The sequence below is a fragment of the Bradyrhizobium sp. AZCC 1588 genome (assembly GCF_036924735.1).
Lineage (GTDB): Bacteria > Pseudomonadota > Alphaproteobacteria > Rhizobiales > Xanthobacteraceae > Bradyrhizobium.
Genome location: NZ_JAZHSC010000001.1, coordinates 3,406,288 through 3,429,624 on the forward strand (window position 1 = coordinate 3,406,288; position 23,337 = coordinate 3,429,624).

General features: G+C 63.0%; 19 protein-coding genes and 1 tRNA gene. 9 read left to right on the forward strand and 11 right to left on the reverse strand.

What is annotated here, in order from left to right; translation table 11 throughout:
* Positions 1-440: 440 nt before the first annotated feature.
* On the forward strand, positions 441-905 hold the full coding sequence (locus tag V1277_RS35005; RefSeq protein WP_442894581.1) for an ankyrin repeat domain-containing protein: 465 nt from the start codon (positions 441-443) through the stop codon (positions 903-905).
* A 290-nt stretch (positions 906-1,195) separates the two neighbouring features.
* On the opposite strand, the gene V1277_RS15940 is transcribed toward V1277_RS35005, so the two are convergent.
* The 5 genes from V1277_RS15940 to V1277_RS15960 all read right to left on the reverse strand — a co-directional run bounded on the left by V1277_RS15940 (position 1,196) and on the right by V1277_RS15960 (position 4,849).
* On the reverse strand, positions 1,196-1,822 hold the full coding sequence (locus tag V1277_RS15940; protein ID WP_334417144.1) for a class I SAM-dependent methyltransferase: 627 nt from the start codon (positions 1,820-1,822) through the stop codon (positions 1,196-1,198).
* Positions 1,823-1,990: 168 nt separating this feature from the next.
* On the reverse strand, positions 1,991-2,140 hold the full coding sequence (locus V1277_RS15945) for a hypothetical protein (protein WP_334417146.1): 150 nt from the start codon (positions 2,138-2,140) through the stop codon (positions 1,991-1,993).
* Positions 2,141-2,596: 456 nt separating this feature from the next.
* Positions 2,597-3,304 (reverse strand): hypothetical protein, encoded by a 708-nt coding sequence (locus V1277_RS15950; RefSeq protein ID WP_334417147.1) that lies wholly within the window; start codon positions 3,302-3,304, stop codon positions 2,597-2,599.
* A gap of 647 nt (positions 3,305-3,951) precedes the next feature.
* Positions 3,952-4,028: transfer RNA gene (locus V1277_RS15955), tRNA-Arg, on the reverse strand.
* Positions 4,029-4,096: 68 nt separating this feature from the next.
* Positions 4,097-4,849: a GntR family transcriptional regulator gene (locus V1277_RS15960; protein ID WP_334417148.1), complete on the reverse strand. Its 753-nt coding sequence runs from the start codon at positions 4,847-4,849 to the stop codon at positions 4,097-4,099.
* Positions 4,850-5,000: 151 nt separating this feature from the next.
* Here V1277_RS15960 and V1277_RS15965 point away from each other — a divergent pair, with 151 nt between their 5' ends.
* The 4 genes from V1277_RS15965 (at position 5,001) to V1277_RS15980 (ending at position 8,601) form a co-directional block, all read left to right on the forward strand.
* A complete protein-coding gene (locus tag V1277_RS15965; protein WP_334417149.1) occupies positions 5,001-6,008 on the forward strand; it encodes a TRAP transporter substrate-binding protein in 1,008 nt (335 codons plus the stop codon).
* Between the two features lie 70 nt (positions 6,009-6,078).
* Entirely contained in the window at positions 6,079-6,627 is a 549-nt protein-coding gene (locus V1277_RS15970) for a TRAP transporter small permease (RefSeq protein WP_334417151.1), read from the forward strand.
* Positions 6,628-6,653: 26 nt separating this feature from the next.
* Positions 6,654-7,964, forward strand: coding sequence for a TRAP transporter large permease (locus tag V1277_RS15975; protein ID WP_334376964.1), 1,311 nt, complete (start codon positions 6,654-6,656; stop codon positions 7,962-7,964).
* A 166-nt stretch (positions 7,965-8,130) separates the two neighbouring features.
* The gene (locus V1277_RS15980) at positions 8,131-8,601 is read left to right on the forward strand and encodes a universal stress protein (protein WP_334417152.1); all 471 of its coding nucleotides are present in this window, start codon (positions 8,131-8,133) and stop codon (positions 8,599-8,601) included.
* Between the two features lie 14 nt (positions 8,602-8,615).
* Here V1277_RS15980 and V1277_RS15985 read toward each other — a convergent pair whose 3' ends face one another.
* Entirely contained in the window at positions 8,616-9,023 is a 408-nt protein-coding gene (locus V1277_RS15985; protein ID WP_334417153.1) for a YccF domain-containing protein, read from the reverse strand.
* A 144-nt stretch (positions 9,024-9,167) separates the two neighbouring features.
* On the opposite strand from V1277_RS15985, the gene V1277_RS15990 reads away from it, so the two are divergent.
* A complete protein-coding gene (locus tag V1277_RS15990; RefSeq protein WP_334417154.1) occupies positions 9,168-10,247 on the forward strand; it encodes an LLM class flavin-dependent oxidoreductase in 1,080 nt (359 codons plus the stop codon).
* Between the two features lie 158 nt (positions 10,248-10,405).
* The gene (locus V1277_RS15995; RefSeq protein ID WP_334417155.1) at positions 10,406-12,340 is read left to right on the forward strand and encodes a patatin-like phospholipase family protein; all 1,935 of its coding nucleotides are present in this window, start codon (positions 10,406-10,408) and stop codon (positions 12,338-12,340) included.
* On the opposite strand, the gene V1277_RS16000 is transcribed toward V1277_RS15995, so the two are convergent.
* The 3 genes from V1277_RS16000 to V1277_RS16010 form a co-directional block, all read right to left on the reverse strand.
* Entirely contained in the window at positions 12,256-15,363 is a 3,108-nt protein-coding gene (locus V1277_RS16000) for a bifunctional diguanylate cyclase/phosphodiesterase (RefSeq protein ID WP_442894491.1), read from the reverse strand. The genes V1277_RS15995 and V1277_RS16000 overlap by 85 nt on opposite strands.
* Before the next feature lie 189 nt (positions 15,364-15,552).
* On the reverse strand, positions 15,553-17,328 hold the full coding sequence (locus V1277_RS16005) for a putative bifunctional diguanylate cyclase/phosphodiesterase (protein WP_334417156.1): 1,776 nt from the start codon (positions 17,326-17,328) through the stop codon (positions 15,553-15,555).
* Between the two features lie 380 nt (positions 17,329-17,708).
* Entirely contained in the window at positions 17,709-18,671 is a 963-nt protein-coding gene (locus V1277_RS16010; protein WP_334371314.1) for a sensor histidine kinase, read from the reverse strand.
* Positions 18,672-18,858: 187 nt separating this feature from the next.
* On the opposite strand from V1277_RS16010, the gene V1277_RS16015 reads away from it, so the two are divergent.
* The gene (locus V1277_RS16015) at positions 18,859-19,695 is read left to right on the forward strand and encodes an SDR family NAD(P)-dependent oxidoreductase (protein ID WP_334417157.1); all 837 of its coding nucleotides are present in this window, start codon (positions 18,859-18,861) and stop codon (positions 19,693-19,695) included.
* Between the two features lie 39 nt (positions 19,696-19,734).
* A complete protein-coding gene (locus V1277_RS16020; protein ID WP_334417158.1) occupies positions 19,735-20,232 on the forward strand; it encodes a cupin domain-containing protein in 498 nt (165 codons plus the stop codon).
* 125 nt (positions 20,233-20,357) lie between these two features.
* Here the strand turns inward: V1277_RS16020 and V1277_RS16025 are convergent, their stop codons facing one another.
* Together V1277_RS16025 and V1277_RS16030 are read right to left on the reverse strand one after the other, a co-directional pair.
* On the reverse strand, positions 20,358-21,734 hold the full coding sequence (locus tag V1277_RS16025; protein WP_334417159.1) for a cytochrome P450: 1,377 nt from the start codon (positions 21,732-21,734) through the stop codon (positions 20,358-20,360).
* Between the two features lie 266 nt (positions 21,735-22,000).
* Positions 22,001-23,242: an LLM class flavin-dependent oxidoreductase gene (locus V1277_RS16030; RefSeq protein ID WP_334417160.1), complete on the reverse strand. Its 1,242-nt coding sequence runs from the start codon at positions 23,240-23,242 to the stop codon at positions 22,001-22,003.
* Positions 23,243-23,337 lie beyond the last annotated feature (95 nt).

Sequence of the window (23,337 nt, forward strand, 5' to 3'; positions counted from 1 at the left end):
ATCGACGAGATTCTCGCTGCCGAGGCGCCGGCGTTCGCTCGGGCGGCAAAAGCGATCATCACGGGTGATGCTGCCGCCGTGCGCGCCGAGTTGGCCGCGGAGCCTCGGCTTATCCACGCGCGGTCGGTATCGAACCATCATGCGACCCTGCTTCACTACGTCTCGGCGAACGGTATCGAGCCGGAATTGCAGTGCGCTGTCACAAACTCCGATGAGATCGCGGCCGCACTTCTCGCCGCGGGCGCCGAAGTCGACGCTCTATGCGATGCGTATAAGGGGCGTTGCACCACGATGGGCCTGCTCGTGTCCTCCGACCATCCGAGGCGGGTGTCGCCGGCAGATTGGTGGAAGTGCTGTGTTCGGCTGGCGCGGCTATCGACGGCCGTGATGACAATGACTCGCCGCTCGGGGCAGCGCTCTGCTTCGGCACGTTGGACTGCGTGTACGCTCTGCTCGCACGAGGAGCGCGGACGGACAATCTCGCGTTTGCGGCTGCTGCCGGAAAAACGGATTGGGTGCAGTCCTGGCTTGATGGCGACAAGAGCGTTGCGGTTGGGCCGGTCCCGGCGTTTTTTCCGTTGTCATCTGATCGCGTCGTGGCGGCCGAGCAAGCGCTCGTATTCGCGAGCATGTGCGGACAAACTCGCGTCGTGCGACTCCTGCTCGATCGGGGCACAAACGTTAACGCAAACCCGCCTGGCAGTCATTGGACCGCCACGCCGCTCCACACCGCGGCCATTCAGGGACAGGCCATCGTCGTCGAGTTACTTCTGCAGCGAGGCGCGGACCCGACATTGAGAGATTCTCGGCATCAGTCCACGGCCATTGAATGGGTGAGACATGCGCGTGGTCCACGTCGATCGCTTGCTCGTGCGGTATCTGTCCTTTTGAATGGGCACCGGTAGTCGGACGGAGAATGGCAGCGCAAAAAGGCGCACCCGTAAGTCGGCGTGGTCTGGCGAACAGGTGGCGCACCACGGTCGATGGAGATGGGCACTATTCGTTCGTTGTGCCCCTATGATGCCGCAGCCTGCCGCGCGCTCCAATCGGCAAGTCTGCGACGCCCCGCGATCTTGCTTCCCGGGTCGTGGGCCTCCCGATATCGCAGGATCTGCCGAGACATGCTGACCGGCTCAGAAATGGGCCTAGGACTCCCCCAGCGCCGCCTCCATCCGGGCCCAGAACTCTGTGTGCCTCATGCCCGACTCGCCCGAACGCTCAGCCACCAATCATCCGGCCTTCCGATGCACCGACGTACGTCGCTGACGATCCAGCCGGAGTCTGTGAGTGCGGACCGCAGGGCGGGCTCGCGCCAGTACGTCTCGACGTACCGCCGAGGCGCCGACGCGCTGCCGCGTGTGGACACATCCTCGCCATCGCCCTCTCTAACCGAGGCGTGCAGTCGGCCACCGGTCCGGGTCGCCTTGGCAAGCCGTCCAAGCACCGTGCCGAAATCCTCGCGCGCGACGTGAATCAGGCAGGCACAGGCCCAGATCCCGTCGTACGGCGTGCCCGGACGTTGCGGGTCGGTCAGGTCTTCGGTCAGCGGGTCCAACAGGTCGGCCTCGAAGCCACTCCCGCGAAGCAGTTCGATGAAACCCTTTGAGATGTCGGTGCGCCGGACGCTCATCCCCCGCTTCTCGAGTTCTAGTGCATCTCGCCCGCCACCGCTTCCGATCTCCAGCACCCTGCCCGAGCCACCCAGTTCGGTCACGAACGCATCGATCTCTGTCGCGACCCATTCGGGCATCGCCGCGGCGTCCGCGGCGTACTCTGCCGCGACCGCGTCATAGGATCGCACGGTGTCCCGGTCGGTGCTCATGCCGGCGCTCCTCTCGATCTCGAACCTACGGCGGCCGCCAACGTGCCAACTGCGAACATGCCCGCGAATACGTTCAGCCGATGCGTGCGGCTCTCTGCGGGGAGCGAGCAGCAATGTAGTCCAGAATCGATGCAAGGTCGGCCAGGGCGGGAAGCGTATAGCGCAGCCTCATAGGCCATGCTTGGCCCAGGCGGCCCGCACCTTTTCGTCGGTTGCGAATTCACCGCGGTCGGCGGCGGCCTTGGAGCGGGCAATCGCCTCGCGCTCTTCGGGCGAAAGGACAACCGGCGCCGGAAGATCGGCGCCTGCAAGCTGCATGATGGCGCGTGCGATGTCATCCTGCTCGTTGACGGCAGACGAGGCACGGCCTCCACTGCTTCATCGAGGAGCTTTGTCATGGCCACAACATATATGGCTGGGCGCGGTCGAAGTCGAGGAACTGGTTGCGGCATTGCAGCGATGAAGGGCTCCGTCACTTGGCGGGCAGCGTCATGACGAACATGGGCAAACTGGCCGGTTCGGCCGACAACAACGAGCAAGTTTCCCGTACGCCGTCGGCAGCCCGATGTTGCGTCTGCGCGCCGATTGGCAACGATGTCGTGCGAAATCGCAGTCTGGCGTGCCACGGCCGATGAAGATGGGCACTATTGCTTCGCCGTGGCGCCATGATGGCGCAGCAAGCCACGCGCTCGAATCGGCAGGTCTGCGCCGCCCTGCGATCTGGTACTACGCGCGTGGGCCTCGGTGTCTCCGGAATAGCCCTCAGTTCGCGGTCTAGTAGAGATGCTGGGATAGCTCCTCGAACTCGCCCGCCGTGAGGCGGCCGCTGTCCGCGAGCTCCTTGAGCCGCTCGACGAATTGTGAGGAGGCCGCCATCCGTTCCTCGCCTCGCAATTCGGCGAGCCACTCCCGATCGTCGCCCTCGTACAGCGGCATATCCGCGACCAGCGGCGTCTTGGCGAGGACATCATGGCTGCCGGCCGGCCGCGCTTCATAGGCATCCAGCCGCCTCCACGCCTCGAGACGGCTTTCGACCCGGGTGCGGAAATCCTCGTGCATTCTCGCCTTAAGCTCGTCTGGCGTGTAAGTGCGCCAGCCCAACGTACGCATGATCTCTTTCATCCGCCGCATGTTCTCCGCCACTTCGGTGTCAGTCGGCCTCGGCAGGGCATAGCCAAGCTTGTAGTCGAGGTAATCCTCTCCCTTGTTGCGAAGGCACGCGATCATGCCGTGAAGGCGCTCGAACATGCCGATCTCTCGCGAACCGATCCGCATCCATTCAAGGTTCGCGAGCATGTTGTGGGCGACAAAAGCAAATTTGTCGTCCGCAAGCGCCGCAACGAACGGATGGTGAAGCGCGAGCTCACGTTCGAGGCGAGCGAAAGAATCGGCCGGCGGAGGTTCGTATCTGATATCCTGTGAGGCGCGATCGACAAAAACGACGTCGTCCGCTCGAATATCGACGTCTCCGATAACCCACATCTTGTCGCCCCGGCCCTCGCGCCGCCACCAAGGCAAAGTCCGGTTCCAAACATCCCCCGCGTTCCATCAGGCAGCAGCGCATTGCGCGCGCGGAGGGGGCGCGGCGCCGCCACCCTGGAGTAACTCCAGTGGACCACCGCAGCACCATGCCGCGTGCGGCACCCGAACTGGTTCGGGTCAGTGATGACCGGTGCTTTCGTCTCGGACGAGAACGTAGCCCAGGGCGAGTACTTCCGCTCATTCAGCGGGCCGCTAATCCAACGATAGACAAGCTTCGAATACCACAGACGATCAAGCCGCCTCTGCAACCACCAATAGGGACGCAGCATGCCGTAGCGAAGCTGCTCAAGCGGCGTAAAGTTGATCTGCAGAAAGCGCTGATAAGGATACCTGCGGCCCATGTCGCCTCCTCGGCCAGGTGACGAGGATGCGGTATCGACATTAAATCTGCTTTAAGCCCGCCGGTGCGCGCGTGCCCGCCAACTGGATTGGCGCGTACCGGCCCAAAGCTTTCATGCCGGCGACTGCCTGTTACCTTGCATGGGGTTGTTTTTGATATTTTTGATTGGGAACCACAACGCGCAGCGTGTCTGCGAGACATTCTGCTTGAAGCCGCACACGCCAGCGAGGCCTTCGCCGTCCCGAACTGGCGCACCCGACACGATTCGAACGTGTGACCTTTGCCTTCGGAGGGCAACGCTCTATCCAGCTGAGCTACGGGTGCAACAGGGCTTCATTTAGCCGATTGGCCGGGCAGGGGCAACGGCTCTGCGGAATTCGTTTTGGAGTGTGTCAGGCACCTGCGCCGACGCCGAAACGTTGCCGGTAGGCGCGAACATAGGCCTGCTCGGCCGGTTTGAGGTGACGCCTTGTCAGCATGATCAACTCGTCGCGGCGGGAATGCCGAAGGGCCTCGATCATAGCAATGTGGTCCTGGCGGGCCTCGTTCAACGCGCCCGGGTTGGCGTAGGCATAGGAGCGGATGCCCGAAACCTTTTGCGCCAGATTTTCGATGGTCTCGATCAGGCAAGCGTTGCCGCACAGCCCGAACAGGGCGCGGTGGAATTGCACATTGCTGTGGAACACCGCCAGAAGGTCGCCGGCATCCACGGCCTTGCCGTGCTCGCGCTGCACGGCTTCGAGCCGGACGATATCGGCGGGCGCCACGGGAAACGGTAGAATCCGCACCGCCATCACCTCGAGTTCCTCGCGAACATTATAAATATCGCTCACCTCACGCGGCTTCAGATCGCGCACGATCGCGCCGCGGTTCGGAATGCGTTCGACAATTCCGCGCTTTTCCAATTCGAACAGCGCCAGCCGGATGTCGCCGCGATGGGTGTCGAAGGCCGCGCACAGATCCTGCTCGACCAGGCGCTCGCGCGGATGCCGCCTGCCGAGCACGACATCTTCCTCGAGTTTTCTGGCGATCAGATGCGCGATCGGCTCGCGCTCATGCGTCGTCGCCGGGGGCAAAGCAGTCCCGGACGTTTTCGCAATGTCGCCGCGCGGGGGCGGCTTTTTGGAGATTTTGGCAGTGGCCATGGCGCCAATGTGCCACTGGCCGTAATAGTATACAATCTAAAATACTATCTTGTTAACAGAGTGGCTTCGGTCATAATGACCCTTGCCGCGGCCTGTCAGGGCAAGCGGCGACAATCAGCCCGCAAAAGCGGCGAAGCAGGGGAGGAATTCAATGTCCGTTTCACGGTATCTGCCGTTCGCGCGCGGCATTCTGCTGGGCGTTGCCATTGCGATGGTGTCGTCAGCCGCGTCGGCGCAAAAGCGCGAATTCTCGTTCGCCTACGACCAGCCGAAGAACAGCGGCTACGGTATCGGCGCCGAAATGTTCAACAAGAAGCTGATGGAGTTGAGCAAGGGCACGCTCTCGATCAACCAGTATCCCGGCGCCCAGCTCGGTACCGAGGCGCAGACCCTGCAAAAAGTCCAAACCGGCGACATCGATTTCGTGATGCTGTCGACCGCCAATGCCTCGACCGCGCAGCCGGAGTCGGGCGTGTTCTCGCTTCACTATATCTTCCGCGATGAAGCGCACGCCATCAAGGTGCTCGGCGATCCCGCCGTCATCGCGGCGATGAAGGAATTATATGCGGCCAAGATGAAGGGCGCGCACATGCTGGGGCTCGGCTCGCAGGGCCTGCGGCACATGTACGGCAAGAAGCCGGTGCAGGCGATCGCCGACCTCAAGGGCGTCAAGGTTCGGGTGCAGGCGACCGTCACCGAAGATACGCTCTTCCCGGCGTATGGCGCCCAGGTCGTGCACATGCCGTTCGGCGAAGTCTACACCTCGCTGCAGACCGGCGTCGTCGACATGGCCGAAAACGGCATCAACAACTATCTCGTCAACAAGCACTACGAACCCGCCCCCGTGCTCTCGCTCACCGAGCACGAAGCGAACAATGCCGCATTGTTCGTCAGCGACAAGGTATGGAGCAGTCTCACCGACGAGCAGAAGAAGTGGGTGCAGGCGGCCGCCGACGAGGTCAGCAGGAACGAGCCGGCCCAGGCCTTCAAGCTCGAACACGACGCGCAGGCGAAGCTCGAAAAGATCGGCGTCAAGGTCGTCAAGAGCGTCGACAAGAGCGGCTTCATGGCGATCAGCAAGCCGATCCAGGACAAGCTGGCGTCCGATCTCGGACCGAACGCCGTCAAGGTCCTCGGCATGGTGCGCAACGTCCAATAGCTGGCGGCTCATATGCGGGCAGCCCGGCGGTTGCCCGCAGTGCCAGTGCCTTGCGGATCAGAGAATCGACATGCCCGGATTCAATAGCCTCGTCCTGGAGGAGCAGCGTCACCTGAAGTGGCGCGCGCTCGACTGGCTCGAGCAGGTTCTGATGATTCTCTGCGGCGTCGCCATCACCGGGTTCTCCGTCCTGGTGATGTGCGACATCGTTACCCGCACCATCGGTCATCCCTGGCTCTGGCTCCAGGAAGCGACGATGACGTTCTTCATCTATGGCATCTTCATCGGCGTGGGCGCGGCGACGCGGCGCAACGATCATCTCTATCTTGCCGTGCTGGCGGAATCGCTCACCGGCAACACGCGGCTGTTCTTCGAGACGTTCAACCGGCTGGTGGTGCTCGGCGTCGCCCTCTGCATGATCTATTTCGGGTATTTGAACTTTCTGGATGGCTTCAAAAGCCTGCGCATGCCGTCGATGACGCCATTGGCGAGCCTGTACGCAGCCATTCCGCTGTGCGGTGTGCTGATCGCGCTTTTCACGATCGAGCAGATCGCCAACGGCTGGAAGAACGGCTTCGGCGGCCTGTCGGATGCCGACGAGAAGAGGAGGGCGCTGTGACGACCAATGGCGGGCTCATCTTCCTGATGGGATTTCTCTTTCTGTTTCTCGGCTACATGGGCGTGCCGGTGGCCTTTGCCCTGATTGCGTCCGTGCTGGTGGTGACGGCGTTCACCCCGGTCAGCCTCGCCTCCATGATGGCGCAGCTCTTCAACGGAATGGACACCGAAGCCCTGCTTGCGGTGCCGTTCTTCCTGCTGGTCGGTGACCTCATGACGTCGGCGAACGTCACTGCCCGCATGATTGCGTTGTCGCAAACGCTGGTCGGACATTTGCGCGGCGGCCTGGCGCAGGTGGTGACGATCTTCAGCATGTTCTTCGCGGGCATCTCCGGCTCGTCCGCCGCCGACGTCGCCATCCTGTCGCGAACGCTGGCGCCGGAAATGAAGCGGGAAGGCTATGATCTCGCCTTCACGGCGGCGCTGATCGCCTCCGCCTCGACGATGGCCAATCTCATTCCGCCCAGCATCATGGCCGTGGTGTATGGCGCGACCGGCAATGTCTCGATCGGCGGCTTGTTCCTCGCCGGCGTGGCGCCCGGCGTATTCGTCGGCATTGGACTGATGATCTACAGTCACTTCTTCGGGCCCGTCGGCATCAAGCGCGAGCGCGCCACGTTTGGCATGGTCGCGACTGCCACGAAGCAGGCGGCCGTGCCGCTGATGATCCCGTTCATCATCATGGGCGGCATCCTCACCGGCCAATTCACGCCGACCGAGGCGGGCATCATTGCCGTAGCCTATATCGTATTCGTGGCGATCCCGTTGCTCAATCGCCGGCATTACCGGCACTTGCCGCGCGACATGGCGCTGACCGGACTGCTTTATTCCATCCCGCTCATCACCATCGGCGCCGCATCGGTGTTCGGCTGGATGTTGGCCTATCTGCGGGGGCCCGCCGTGGTATCAGGCTGGATATCGTCGGCGGCTGGCGGCGATCCCTTCCTGATCATGCTGTTGCTGGTCCTCTTGTTCGTCGTGGTCGGCGACTTCATCGACGCAATCCCTGCGATCATCATTTTCATGCCCATCATCGACGATCTGACCAAGAACGCCGATATCAATCCGGTGCATATGGGCGTCGTCATCATCGTTACGCTGGCATTCGGGCTGATCACGCCGCCTTACGGGCTCGCGCTGCTGATGGCATCGAAATTTGTCGGGGTGCGCTTCGGCCGGGCGATGCTGGCGTCGCTCCCCATCTACATCGTGTTCCTGGCCGCGATCGCGTTCTGCATCTTCTTCCCCGAAGTCGTGCTGTGGCTGCCCAAGCACCTGCTTCCGGAATCGGTCGGCTGCTTCAAGAATCCGAGCGGCGCTGGCTATATCTGTCCTTGAGACGACCGATGTGCTGCAACAATGGTCATCCAGCCGGCGGGCCGCCCGGAGCGACCCCCATGGGGTTAGGAAAACGGCTCACGCCTTCCGTCAAAATTCTGATCCGTTCGCGCCAATTGGTGGTAGTCTTGACGCGTTGATCTTCTACCATGGATGGGGACGTCCGATGTATAAGAAGGTTCTTCTCGCCTATGACGGTTCGGTCGAGGGGCGGCGCGCGTTGCGGGAGGGCGCAAAGCTCGCACAACTCTGCCGTTCCGAGGTCTTTTTGCTCGCCGTCGTCGAGGTCTCCTCGATCATGACGCCCGAGGCCGGGCTTACGATCCCGATCGAGCTGCAGACCGAGGATTACAAGGCCATCCTGAACGAAGGCACCGAGCGGCTGAAGGCGCTGGGATTTTCGCCGACCGCGCGGCTCGAGGTCGGCGATGCCGGGCAAAAAATTGCCGAGGTCGCCGAAGAAATCGGCGCGCATCTCGTCGTCGTCGGGCATCGCCCGCAGGGGACGCTGGCACGCTGGTTCGGCTCGATCGGCAGCTATCTGGTCAAGCGCCTGCGCTGCAGCGTGCTGGTCGCCCAGACCGAGATCAGCGACGCCGAATTCGAGCAGTTGAAACCGGCGGAAACGGCAGCCTAGAGGCTGATCCGGACTTAGTTCGTGGGAACGATGATCTTGCCGATCGGCCAAAGCGCGATTCCGGCAAGCTTCAGATGCGCCCAGGCAAAGGGAATGCCGATGATGGTCACAGCCAGCACGACGGCGGTCACCACATGCCCGAGCGCCAGCCACCATCCTGCCAGCACCAGCCAGATGATGTTGCCGATCACCCCGAGCGGCCCGGTGCCGATATCTTCTTGGCCCGTATAGAAGTCGCGCGAGACCGCCGTGAAGCCGAACGGGAACAAGGTGTAGGCCGCGATATTGAATGCGGCCCGCGCCCAGGGAATGCCGATGATCGTGATCGCCATGACGACGGACGCGACCAGCCAGCCGAACGCCATCCACGCGCCGCCGAGAACGACCCAGATCACATTGAGGAGCAGTGAAACCGGTGACATGGCTGCTATCCCTGTGTTGACGCAATGCGGGCGAAACCGTGCTGCGGGCGAACCCGATTGCCCCGGGCCCAGCAGACGCTAGACTGATTCCCACGACGATCAAGCAACAAGCGCGCCAAAGAACACGTCAAGGGAGAAGCGTTCATGCGTCCGCTCGAATTCGGCTGGTATCTGCCCACGCATGGCGACACCACGGCCTATGGCCTGATGGAAGCGCAGATTCCGGGGTCTCCTGAACTGTGCGACCGCGTGGTGCAGGCGGCGGAGAAGGCCGGCTTCGAATATCTCCTGATCCCGGTCGGTTCCGTGTGCTGGGAAGCCTGGATCACGGGTGCGTTCATGGCGGCGCGTTCGTCGTCGATCAAGCCGCTGATCGCGGCGCGGCCCGGCTACATCAATCCGGTGCTGCTGGCGAAGATGATCTCGACCTTCGACCAAATGTCGGGCGGGCGAATCTGCATCAATCTGATCGCCGGTCAGAACGAAAGCGAGGTCGAAGGCGAGGGCGTCCGTTATCCGAAGGAAGCGCGCTACGAATTGATGGAAGAGGAAGTCTCGATCCTGAAGGCGCTGTGGACGACGCGCGGGCCGGTAAATTTCGAAGGCAAGTTTCACAAATTGTCTGGCGCGCACATCCGCCCGCGCCCGCACCAGCAGCCGTTTCCAAAATTCTATCTCGGCGGCGGCTCGCGCCAGGCCTGGGAAATATCGGCCAAACATTCCGATGTGCATCTGTTCTGGGGCGATCTGCCGGAAAAGATCGCCTCGAATATCGCCGAGATCAGGGAGATGGCGCGCGCGCATGGCCGCGAGAACGACATCGGCTTCGGCATGCGCCTTCAAGTGATCTGCCGCGAGAACGAGGCGGACGCCTGGGAGGCCGCCGATCAACTGGTGCGGCATGCGACCGAGCGGCAGAAGCAGGAAATGAAAACGCTTTACAACAAATCGGAAGCGAACCGGCGCGTGCAGCAGCTCGCCCGCGAGCATGGCGATCTCCTGCTGCCGCATCTGTGGACCGGCATCACAAAAGTCCGCCCCGGCGCCGGCATTGCCGTCGTCGGCGATCCCGTCCAGTGCGCCGATACGCTGCAGCAATTCATCGACGCCGGCTGCCACTCGTTCTGCCTGTCCGGCTATCTGCATGACGAGGAGGCCGAGCGTTTTGGCCGGCTGATCCGGCCCATTCTCGCCGAGAACAATCGCGGCCGGTGGGCGGCGTAGAGCGGGCGGCGCATACGGCCGTCATGCTGCAGTGCAGCCGAATGCCAGATGACGCCGGGCGCATTGCTGCGCCGCGCCGCGGCACACTCTTTATATCACTCGCGGTGCGGTGTGGGCGGCGCTAAAGTCGGGCCGCGAATTCAACTGGGTACCGCCAAATGAGTGGGTCGAGCTCGGTATTTGCGTGGAGCTCCGCGCTGGAGGATTTCGCGCTGTTTCGAACGCTCAGTTCCGAACAGCGGCTAAAAGCCCTCAACGCCATGGTCCGCCAGGATCTGGTGCGCGGGCAAATGCTGGTCGCGCAAGGCGGGCCATCGGACTCGCTTTTCCTGGTGCTGCACGGCGCGCTGGCGGTGCGCAAGACCGGCTATCTCGAACCCATCGCCGAGCTTCGCGCCGGCGAACTGGTCGGCGAAATCGGCTTCTTCGCCGATGTCCCGCGCACCGCCGATGTGATCGCCATCCGCGACACCAGCGTGCTGGCATTGACGCGCCCGGCCTATCAGAAGCTCGTCGAGGAGGCTCCCGCCATCGTCGAGGCGCTGCTCGCGGCGCTGGCGCGGCGGTTCGCCAAGGAGACCGCGCGCATCGCGCCGTTCCCCACCTCGCCGAAGGCGCGGACCGTGGCGCTGATCGACGGCGGATTGGAGCCGCTGCCGGGCGGTTTCGATCGCCGGATGCGCGACGGCTTGACCGCGACCCAGGCCGAGATCGTCGACGCCGCGCGTTTGCATGCGATGTTTCCCGGGCGCGCGCTCGATGCACATGAAGTCACCGAATGGCTCAACAGGCTCGAACACACCGCGCCGCTGGTGGTTTATCTCGGCGGTCGCGAGGCTCAGCCCTGGGCGCGCAAGGCGATCCGTCAGGCCGACATGGTCGTGTTCGCCTGTCGCGGGGATGCGCCTGCGGCCCCATTGACGGAAATCGAGGCGTTCGCCTGCGAGGTTCATTCGATCTCAGCTCGGCGTCTCGTCCGCATCCATGACCGGCGAAGCGGCGAGGTCTCCGGCACTGCGGCCTGGCTCGCCCGGCTGCCGGCCTTCATGCATCACCATGTCGCGCTCGAAGATCAGGTCGATATCGACAGCCTGATTCGTTTTCTATGCGGCCGCGCCGTCGGCTTCGTCGCCGCCGGCGGCGGCAGTTTTGGAACCGCCCATGTCGGAATCTACAAGGCCTTTCGCGAGCGCGGCGTGATGTTCGATATCTTCGTCGGCACCAGCGTCGGCTCGGCCATGGTTGCCGGCTTTGCCAAAAATCTCGAAGCCGAGCATCTCGAGCGCGGCACGCATGAAATCTTCGTCAGGAGCCGAAGCTTTCGGCGGCCGACCTGGCCGCGCTACGCGCTGTTGGATCACAAGGCGTTCGATCGCGCGCTCGCGCAACAATACGGCGCCGACTGCCGGATCGAGGATTGCTGGCGGCCGTTCGCGGCCGTCGCCACCAACCTTTCGACGCACAATCTCGAACTGATCCGCACGGGGCCGCTTTGGCAGGCGGTCCGCGCATCGAGCGCGATCCCCGGGCTGTTGCCGCCGTTCTACACGGCTGAGGGCGCGATGCTGGTCGATGGATGTCTGATCGACAACGTCCCGCTGGCCTCGATGCACCAACTCAAGAGCGGTCCCAATCTGGTTGTGCATTTCGGTGAGCCGGCGGCGGAGATGTTCGACGTCGACTATGCCTCGCTGCCGGGACGCCTGGAATTGATCGCCGCCATGCTGACGCCGTTCCGCAAGAAGCTGTTGCCCGCGGCCCCCAGCGCCGTGAACGTGCTATGGCGAAGCCTCGTGGCGCACCAGCGCTACGATACGTTGCCGGTCGGGCCGTCCGATACGGTGATGCGGCCGCCGCTCCCGCTCGATATCGATGTGACGGATTTCGATCGCCACACGGAAATCTTCGAAGCTTCCTACCTCTGGGCGAAGGAGGCCATCGCGGCGCTGGAGGCGGGAAGCAGTTCGGCAATCGCAGCCATCCTCGACGCCGGCGCGCTGGAACGGCGTCAGGCGACGGCCGTCGCGGCCGCCAATCGCCCGCCCAGCAATCGTCTCGCCTCGGCCGCCGGCTTCGGCGCGCTGAACAGGTAGCCCTGCATCTGCGTGCAGCCGAGCTGGCGCAGCATCTCGCGCTGCTGCTCGGTCTCGACGCCTTCCGCCGTCGTGGTCATGTTGCGGGCGGCTGCGATGTTGACCACTGCCTGCACGATCGCCGCCGAGCCATCGACCTCGATGTCGCTGACAAAGCAGCGATCGATCTTGATCTTGTCGAACGGGAATCGCTTCAGATAGCTCAGCGAAGAGAAGCCGGTGCCGAAATCGTCGAGCGCGATGCGCACGCCGATGGCGCGAAGCTGATGCAGGATGGCGAGAGCGGTTTCGTCGTCATGGATCAGCACCGCCTCGGTGATCTCGATCTCGAGCCGGTCGGGCGGTAGGCCGGAGGCGGCCAGCGCGCCGGTGATCCGCAGCGCCAGCGTCGGCGACTTCAACTGGATCGGAGAAACGTTGACGGCGAGCCGGACCCGGGACGGCCAGCCGGCCGCCTCGGTGCAGGCGGTCTGCATGACCCAATCGCCGAGTTCGTTAATCAGGCCGGTGTCTTCGGTAATCGGAATGAATTCGGCCGGAGAGACCATGCCGCGTTCGGGATGCCGCCAACGCAACAGCGCCTCGCAGCCCGTCACCTCGCCGCTCGCGAGATCGAGCAGCGGCTGGTAGTGAATTTCGAAGCCGCCGTCGGCCAATGCCTGTCGCAGATCCTGCTCCATGGTGAGCCGCGCCTGGGCGCGCTCATCCATCGCTGGCTCGAAGAAGCGATGGGTGCGGCGTCCCTCGGCCTTGGCGGCGTACATGGCAAGGTCGGCGTGCTTGATCAACTGGTCGAGTTCGATGCCGTCCTCCGGCGCGAGCGCGATGCCGATGCTCGCATCAGTCGAGAGATGATGGCCGAGGCACCGATAGGGCTGCCGTATCGCCTCGTAAACGCGGGCCACGAATTCCTCGACCTCCGCGCGGCCGCCGATCGCGGTCTGGATGACAGCGAATTCGTCGCCGCCGAGACGGGCGATCAGATCGCCCGGCTTGATGCAGTCCTTGAGGCAGGCTGCGACCGCCTTCAGAAGTTCGTCGCCGACATGGTGTCCGAGCGAGTCATTGATGCCCTTGAATTCGTCGATGTCGATATAGAGCAGTGCGAATCGCTCGCCGCCTGCGGCCTTGCGAAGCTCGCGCTCGATCTGCTCGCGGAACAGCACCCGGTTCGGAAGGTCGGTCAGCGCGTCGTAATGCGCCAGATTCGCGATCTTCTCGTTGGCAAGCCGGCGCTCGGTAACGTCATCGACGACGTTGATGATGTAATGGGCCTGGCCCGCCGAGTTGCGGATTCCGAGCCGTTTGGAGGTGACGTAGCGCGGACCCATCCCCTGGGTTTCCCAGACATGCTCGTCCTTGAACAGGCCGTCGGGAGATTGCAGCGTTTTCTCTTCGTCGGCCGCGATGATCTCGGCGGCGGCTTGCGGAAAGATGTCGGAGGCCGTCCTGCCGATGATCAGGTCGCGCGAAATGCCGAACTGGGCTTCCGCCACGCGGTTGACCAGCAGATAGCGTCGGTCGTGCACGTCCTTCACGGTGATCTGGGAGGGGATGTGGTCGATGATCTGGCTCAGGAAGGCGTAGTTGCGGTCGCGCTCCTGCTCGAGGTTGCGCCGCTCGGTGATGTCTTCCATGGTGGCGATCCAGCCGCCATCCGCCAGCGGCTTTCGCACCGTCATGACGGAGCGCCCGTCCGGGCATTGCATGATGCTGTGGTCGACCTGGCCGCGCGCGATATTTCGCAACACGGTGGAGCAGAATTCATCGACGTCGCCGGCGAACGATCCGCTGTCCTTGCGGTGCTGCATCAGATCGCGGAAGTGGCAGCCTGGCTTCACGATCTCGGTCGATAAATTGTACATGTCGATGTAGCGGCGATTGAAGGTGACAACCCGCGCCGAGGCGTCGAACGTCGCCAGACCCTGAATCATGTTGTTCAGGGCGGTATCGAGCCGGCCCCGTTCCGTTTCCAGCCGTTGCTGCGCTTCGCGGCTCTGCCGGGTGATCTGCCGGATGATAAGGAACAGGATCAGGGCGATCACCACAGCGGACAGCGTTGCGGCGATGAGCAGGAATCTGGTTTGCTCCTGCCAGTCGGCGAGCGCGGCGGCAACCGTGTTGGTCGCGACCACCACGCCCGAGTAATGCGCGAGCGGAGCCGCTGATCCCAGCCTGGCAGTCTGGTCGATCGGACTTTGCACGCGCAGCGTCTGCGCGCTGCCGCTTTCCCGCACGCGCTGCAGCAGCGGCGCGTTCGAAAAATTCTGACCGATCAGGGCGTCGACACGCGGATAGCGGGCCAGCAAAGTGCCGTCGGCATGAAACATCGAAATGGCGGCGCCGGTTCCGAGCGCGACGGAAGCGAAGAATCTTTCGTAGTTGGCGGGGTTGATGCGCCGCGTCATCACGCCGAGGAAGATGCCGTCTTCGCCCTTCAATCGATGGGCAATGACGGAATTCAGGTTGCCCGTGAGATAGCTACGAACCGACTCGGCCAGAATGGAGGGTGATCGCGAATCGAACTTGAAGCTCTTGAAATAGGCCCGCTCGGAAATGTTGAGCTTGGGCGCCGGCAGCGGCCGCGACCAGTTGATCATGTCTCCATTGGAATCGAAGATCGAGATGTCGCCGAGATAGGACAAGACGCCCGCCTTCGATCTCAGGATCTCGTGCGCTTCTGCGCTCGCGACGCGTTGCCGGAATTCCTTCTCCGAGCCGATGCCGGAAATCTGCAGCCGGGAGATCACGTCGTCGGCGAGCGTGTCGGAGTCCTCGAACTGCTGGTCGAAATGGCGGGTGAGCAGTAGAACGGTGTTCTCCAGCTCGCGCTCGCTGTTGACAAGCGCGCGCTCACGGAACTCGCCGGCCATCATGATGGTACCGACGAAAATCGCCGCGACCAGCATGCCGCCGCAAAGGGTCAGCCACAACACCGGGCCCCGGATCGTTGCGGCAAGGTGCCGTCCGGCGGCCGCGGTCCGGGCCTTTATGTTTCGCAGGTGGTGAAACAGGTCGCGCATTCTCCCTTCTCCCCGGGAACATGCATACGATGCGCGCATGTCATAAGCCGTTAGGAAATCCGGTTACCTAAGCCTTAATCGAGTATCCTTCGTGCGCAATCGCGAGGCGCCTAGAGCCTTTTCGGTTCTGATTGAATCAGAACCGGGCTCTAGGTTTCTGTTTTGACGCGTTTTCTTGACGCGAACGCTCTAGCGGCGATAGCCGCCGGCGCGCGAATAGGTGGGGCGGTTTTCCTGTGCCGGCCGGCTGGCCTGGCTGGCCCGCGCCTCGCTGGCGCGCGGGATCGTCAGCTTGAGGTCTTCCAGGAAGATCGGCTTTGAGAAGTAGTAACCTTGGGCGTAGCGGATCTTGGTCGCTGCCTGCAGATAGGCCAGTTCCTCGAAAGTTTCGATGCCTTCGGCGATCACGGTCATGCCGAGCGCTTCGCTTAAGGATTCGATTGCCCGCAAGATGCCCTGGCTGCGCGGACGCTTATGGATATCGGTGATGAAGGAGCGGTCGATCTTGATCTCGTCGGCGGTAATGTCGGCCAACGCCGACAGCGATGAATAGCCGATGCCGAAATCGTCGATCGAGATCTTGACGCCGAGCTTGCGGAAGATCGGCAGGATCTCGTCCTGAAAATGCGTCTTGGTGACGAAGGCGTCTTCCGTCACCTCGATCATGAAGCGCTTTGGAAATCCGGTGGCTTCGATCGCCTGGGCAAACGGGCGCATGAATTCGAGATTGCCGGCCTGTTTGGCCGCGACGTTCATGCTGATCGTGGTGTCGGGGCCGAAGTTCTCGTTGATCAGGTCGATCGATTTGACGATCTCGGCCAGCACCAGGTGAGTCAGTTCGTCGATCAGGCCGAGTTCGGTGGCAAGATTGATGAAGGTGCTGGGGGCTTGAATCACCCCCTCGTCGTCGCGCAGTCGCACCAGCGCCTCGACGCCCATGAGCTCCTGGGTCCGGATATTGACCTTGGGCTGGAAAGCGCAGCAGAAGCGTTTTTCCAGGATCGCCACCCGCAGCGCCTGCTCGACCTTCATCCGCGCCTGGGCTTCGCGTTCCATGCTGGCGTCGAAGAACGCGGCGGCGCCCTTGCTGCCGTTCTTGACGCGGTACATCGCGATGTCGGCGTTCTGACGCAACTCCTCATAGCTGCGCCCGTGCTCGGGGTAGAGGCTGACGCCGATCGAGGTCGAGGCGAAGATTTCAGACTGGTCGATGAAGAACGGCGCCTTCAGCCGCTGCAGGATGAAGCGGATGAATTCGGCAACCTCGCTCTCGCTCTGAACCGGGTTGAGCAGCAGCACGAACTCGTCGCCGCTGATCCGCGACAGAATATCGGAATCGCGCAAATCAAGTCCCACCCGCTTGGCGATCTCCGCCAGCAGCGCGTCGCCGACCGAATGTCCGTAGTAGTCGTTGATGTGCTTGAAATTATCGACGTCGAGAAAGGCCAACGCGAAAAGGCCCTGTCCGTTGTCGTACTTCAAGAGACTGTTGACGCGATGTTCGATCACGCGCCGGGTCGGCAGCCCGGTCAACTCGTCGTAATAGGCGGAGCGGAACAGATGTTCCTCGAACGCCTTTTGTTCGGAAATGTCGGTCGAGCTCGAGATCAGCAGATTGCGCTCGGCGATCCGAACCGGCCGGTGGGAGGTCAGGAATACCTGCTTGGTTTGGCTACCGGCAATGGATTCCTCCAGCACCGCCGGGCGGCCGGAACGCAGCAATTCGAGGCAGGTTTCGCGGCGATCGTTCAGGTGCGAGGCCTCCGGCGCGGCGGTGGCCATCTGCAGCGCGGCTGCCGCGGCGTCGTTCACCAGCACGAACTCGCCGTTCTCGTCCTGAACCGTCACGCCGGTCGGAAGCAGCCTGACGATATCCCTCAGGATATTCAGTTCGGATTCGAATGCGCTTTCGTTGACGGCCTGCGTAGCCGCCGCCTGAAAGTCGTTCTTGTAGGGACTTTGCATGCCGCGGAGCTTGGCAAAGTCGGTTGTAGTATTGGTTAAGCGCACTTCCGAAAAGCCGCAACAACCGTAGGAGTCGGCGATTTCGAACGTCCCCGGGCTCGATCGTCATTAACAGAGTGTCAACGCGATCCGAGAGAGTTCTGACGATTGGATTGCTTCGCTACACTTTCAATGACGTAGAGGAAGTGGCGCAACACAATACCGTCATCCCCCGCGCATGCGGAGGATCCAGTACGCTGCGGCTTCTCAGCTCGATCACGGCTGTCTCTGGAATACTGGGTCACCCGCTGGAGCCTGTCATCGGGCGCGCATTCGCGCGACCCGTTGGCGAGGTAACGACGGCTGAGTAGGAGGGCTTCGCGAGTGCCGGCGGCAATCGCCTAGCTCGCCGGGATCTTGCATTGCATCGTGCAATGCACGCCGGTCTTCAGGAAGCTGATCTCGGTCTTGCCGTCGAACGCGCGCAGCGCCGCTTGTAACAGCTTGGTGCCGAAGCCCGGCGGGCCGACGCTTTCGATCACGGGGCCTTCGGTTTCATCCCAGGTGAGATTGAGGCGATCGTCCGACACCGACCACGACACTTGCAGCAGCCCGCGGGCCGAAGAAAACGCGCCGTACTTGCCGGCATTGGTGGCCAGCTCATGGAAGATCAGCGCCAGGCTGACCGCCAGTTTGGCCGGCAGAAACAGCGCATCGCCGTTCAAATTGAACCGGACGTGGCCGTAGGGCCCGAGCTCGGAACGCAACATGTCCTTGATGTCGCAGCCGCTGCCGTCTAGCCGCGCGATCAAATCGTCGGTCGCCGACAAGGCGCGGAGGCGGTGGTCGATGCTGCCCCAGATCTGCGGCTGGTCCTGCAGGACCTGGTGCAGCACAGCGTGGATCGTCGACGTCTTGTTCTTGAGCCGGTGCTGCAACTCCTCGACCAGGAGCTTGCGATATCCCTCTTCCTGGACCAGTCGTTTCGAATCTTCTCGTTGTTGCGCGACGATCCTCCGGTAATGGTCGACGCCCCAAATGGCAAAGCCACAAACTGCCCAGAACATCACCAGCAGCGCAAACCGTGCAGAATCGGCCGTGGCACTGCTGAAATTGACGAGGACGCCGAGCGCGCCTCCCGCGATTGCCGTCGCGATCCCGATCCGGGCGCCGCCGACGGCGGCTGCCAGGAACACGGCTGGGAAATAAGGCGTGAAGAATACGTCCGGACGAATCTGGGCAATGCCCCACCGGGCGATCGTCGACAAGGCGAGACAGCCGGTCGCGAACACCGTGCTGGAAAGCAGGGAGGGCTGGGAGATTCCCTGCCAGCCGTGCCTGAGCTCGTCGATCAATTTCTTCATCGGGGTTGTCACTTCACGTGATCAGCGCATCCAAAATATGGCCGATCATACCGAAAATCGGGGATTTCGTGGCGCGGAAGCAGCAAGGCCAGCCGAGCGCCGGGTGATCGCGATGGAACAAGCTCGCTTGCCTTGTCCGCGGGGGACGGGAATATTGGCATCAACGAATTTCGACGGGGGTGACAACATGGGACGGCTGGACGGCAAGGTCGCGGTGATCACCGGCGCGACCAGCGGCATCGGATTGCACACCGCGGAGCTATTCGTCGCCGAGGGCGCAAAAATCGTCATCGCCGGGCGCCGCGCGCCGGAGGGCGAGGCGCTGGCCAAGAAGCTCGGCGCCAACTGCATCTTCCGCCAGACCGACGTCACGGTGGAAGAGCAGATGAGCGCGTTGATCGGGCTTGCGGTTGAAAAGTTCGGCCGTATCGATTGCCTGTTCAACAATGCCGGCGGCCCGGCGCAGACCGGCGGCATCGAAGGCCTCGAGGTCGAGCGGTTTGATGCCGCGATGGCGACGCTGGTGCGCAGCGTGATGCTCGGCATGAAGCATGCGGCGCCGCATATGCGTAAGCAAGGCTCCGGCAGCATCATCAACAACGGCAGCATCGCCGGCCGCCTCGCCGGCTTTTCGTCGTCGATGGTCTATAGCGCGGCGAAGGCCGCCGTCATTCATCTCACCAAATGCGTGGCGATGGAGCTCGGCGAAGCCAACATCCGCGTCAATTCGATTTCGCCCGGCGCTATCGCGACCGGCATTTTCGGTAAAGCGCTCGGCCTGTCGGTGGAGGCTGCCGAAAAGACCTCGGCCGTGATGCGCGAGGTCTACAAGGCCGCGCAGCCGATCCCGCGCGCAGGTCTGCCTGAGGATATCGCGCACGCCGCGGTGTTTCTGGCCAGCGACGAATCCTCCTTCATCAACGGCCACGATCTGGTGGTCGACGGCGCCATGACCGGCGGCCGCAATTGGAGTCAGCAGCAGCAGGGCTATGTCACGCTGAAGAAGGCATTCGATCAGGGTTAGGGGTAGGGTCACGGCTACAAATTGCAAGGGGAGACGCAAATGTCTGCAACATTCCGGCTATCGCTGCCATCGGAAGGCCGCCCGTTCTATCTCGCCATCATCGCCGGGCTCGCCTGTGCCTTCGTCATCAGCAAGACGCTGCCGTCGACCATGGACGCGGTTTCAGCGATCATCGAGCCGCTCTGCGCCAACAGCGTGACCGGTTCGACGCAGGACGTCGTCGAGCCGATCAGCTCGCATGCACTGCCGAACGTGCCGGGCAAGCGCGTCACCATCGTGCGCGTATTCTACGGCCCGGGCGGCTTTACGCCTGCGCACCAGCATGCCGGCTCCGTCACCGCCTACATTACCAAGGGCGAGATTCGCTCGCAGCTTGCCGGCGGTCCGGTCGAGACGTTTGGGGTCGGCCAGTCGTTCTTTGAGCCGCCCGGCTCAACCCACCTGGTCTCGGCCAATGCCAGCACTACGGAGCCAGCGGAATTGATCGCGGTGTTCGTGGCCGACGAAGGCGCGCAGCTCACGACGCTGGTGAAGTAAGGCAAATCGTAGGGTGGGCAAAGCGAAGCATGCCCGCCATCTTTCCAAATTCGTGACTTAGAATGGTGGGCACGCTGCGAATGGTGGGCACGCTGCGCTTTGCCCACCCTACGCGCGACACAGCCTCACACCGCCTTCACCACCACCCGCAGCCCGTCCCGCGGTTTCGGGATCGGCCACATCTGCCAGTCCGCCTTGTAGCCGGGCTCCAGCGACACTTCGAGATTCTGCAGGAAATGCCGCGCAAAGGTCTTCGCCTGCATGTAGGCGAAGTGCAGGCCGAGGCACATATGCGCGCCGCCGCCGAACGGCACCCAGGCGAAGCGGTGGCGGGTGCGCTGCGCCTCGTCGGAGAAACGCATCGGATCGAACTTGTCCGGCTCAGGCCAGATCTCCGGCATATGGTGCGTGAACAGCGGGTTGACGCCGACCAGCGTGCCGGCGGGAACGTCGTACCCCTTAAACGAAAAGCCGCGTACCGCGCGGCGCGGCATCGACGGCACCGGCGGCTTCAGCCGCAGCGCCTCCTTGAACGCCATTTCCGACAGCGGCATCTTTTCGAGATTGTCGATGCTGGAGGGATCGTTGGCCTCGATGCCGAGGCCTTTGACTTCCTCGCGCAACTGCTGCTGCCATTCGGGGTGGGCGGCAAGCTCGCCAACAAAGGACGTCAGCGACGATGTCAGCGTGTCATGCGCCGCCATCATCAGGAAGCTCATGTGGTCGATGATGTCCTGGGTCGACAGCAGCGCGCCGTTCTCGTGCGTCGCCTGACATAGCTGCGAGAACAGGTCATCGCCGCCGCCACGCGCGCGGCGGATCGGAATCTGCTCGGCGAAGTAGGCAACGATCCGCTTGCGGCCCGCAACGCCGCGGCCCATCTGCGTGAACGGCAGCGGCCGCCGGATCGGCGCCACCGCGGCGGCCACCATGTCGATGAAGGCGCGGGTGATCTCGTCGACCTCAGGCCCGATCTCGGCGCCGAGGAACGACGTCGCCGCCAGATCGAGCGTGAGCTGCTTCATCGCCGGATACACCAGCATCTCGCCCGGCTGCGCCTTCCACTGTTTGACCCGCGCGGCAATGCCGCGGTCGAGATCGACGAGGTAGGACTTCATCGGCCCCGACTTGAACGCGACCGACAGTGCGCGGCGGTGCAGGCGGTGCTCTTCAAAATCCAGCAGCATCAGCCCGCGCGGAAACAACAGGCCGAGGATCGGCCCCCAGCCATGAGTGGAGGAGAACAGGCGCGCCTGGTCGAACAGCACGAGCTCGTTGGCCTCGGGCCCGAGCATCGTCACGCTGGTCTCGCCGAACAGATGGGTGCGGTAGATCAGACCGTATTTGGCGGCCGACTTCTCAATCTGTCCTTTGGGGTCGGCCAGCACCGCCAGCGTGTTGCCGATGAACGGCCACCCCTCGTTACCGGGAATGTGCCGCAACGCCTTGGGGTTCGGCGGCACCGGGATATTGACGGGAGAAGCCACACTCTGCATCGACATGGCAATTGCTCCGGTTGAGCCTCGGATTGCGAGTATTATCCACCGTGTCAGCGGCTTTGTCGCGGCCTGAATTACGGGAAGTAGGCGCCCCCGCCAAGGAAAATGCCGCTAACCCCTGTCATTGCGAGGAACGATAGCGACGAAGCAATCATCTTCCTTCCGCCGTGAAGATGGATTGCTTCCGCCTTCGCTCTTCGAGCTTCGGCGGACAAGTCGCTTCGCTCGCAATGACGGGAGACAAATCTCGTCGCCCCTCACAAAGCCCATTACGCCTTCCGCTTCGCCGCTTCCTTCTGCAAATCGGGCGCGTTCGCCGTGGCGATCGGGACGCGGCCAGGTCCGGTCTCCGTGAGCGCAGCGGCGGCCTTCTCGTTGCCCAGGATCTTCGCCATCACGGCTTCGCCCGCCCGCTCGAACACGGCGCGGTTCTCGATCACGAACTTCTGTGACTTGCGCAGGCTGTCGATGTAGCCGTTGATTTCCGGCACCACGTAGCGTGCCACCATGTCCCAGCTGCGGCGCGTGGCTTCGATGTTCGCCCAGTCATGCGCGAAGCCGATAATGCTGCCGACGCCGCCCGACAGTTTCATCACGTTCTTGATTAGGTTGACGAGGTCGTCGGGCGTTCCAATGGCGGAAGCCGCGCCGTCGACGAAAGCGGTCTGATCGACGGCCTCGTCGGGCGATTTGAACGCAGTGACACCCGGCCGCATCAAGGTGCCGACATTATATTCATTGTGCCAGCGCATCAGCCCCTCACGCGCTTCGCGCCGCGCCTGCTCGCGCGTCTCGGCGACGTGCCAGGAGAGCAGCACGCGCCAGTTGGCGCGGCTCACACTGGTGCCGGCCTTCTTCGCCGCATCCTCGGCGAACTCCCATTGCTGCGCGAGCGACATCAGGCCCTTCGTCGACATCGAGCCGAGCGAGATGATGCCGATGCCGTATTTGCCGGCGAGCGTCATGCCCGACGGCGAGATCATGGACGCCACCACGCACGGCATTTCCTCCTGTAGCGGCAGGATCTGCAGCGCGGCGTCCTGCATCGTGAACCAGTCGCTCTTGGCGGTGACGCGCTCGCCCTTGAACAGCCGGCGGATGATCGCGATCGCCTCGTCCTGGCGGTCGCGCTGCGTCATCGGATCGATGCCGAGCGTATGCGCGTCGGAGGCCAGCGCCCCTGGTCCGGAGCCGAAAATGGCACGGCCGCCGGTCATCCAGTCGAGCTGCACCATGCGCTGCGCGACATTGTAGGGATGGTGATAGGGCAGCGAGATCACGCCGGTGCCGAGCTTGATGCGCTTGGTGCGCTCGCCGGCAGCGGCCAGAAACATTTCCGGCGAGGCAATCATTTCCCAGCCTGAGGAATGGTGCTCGCCGCACCAGAACTCGTCGAAGCCGAGCGCATCGATCTGTTCGACGAAATCGAGGTCGCGGCGGAATTGCAGCAACGGATGCTCGCCGATCGGATGATGCGGGGCGAGAAAGGCTCCGAATTTCAGGCGTGCCATGCGTGTTCCTCTCCGGATACTTGTTCTTTGAGTTGCTCGGGATCAAACCTACGGGGAGGGAAAGGGCAAGGCAATCCTCGAAGCGGGGCGGGCAG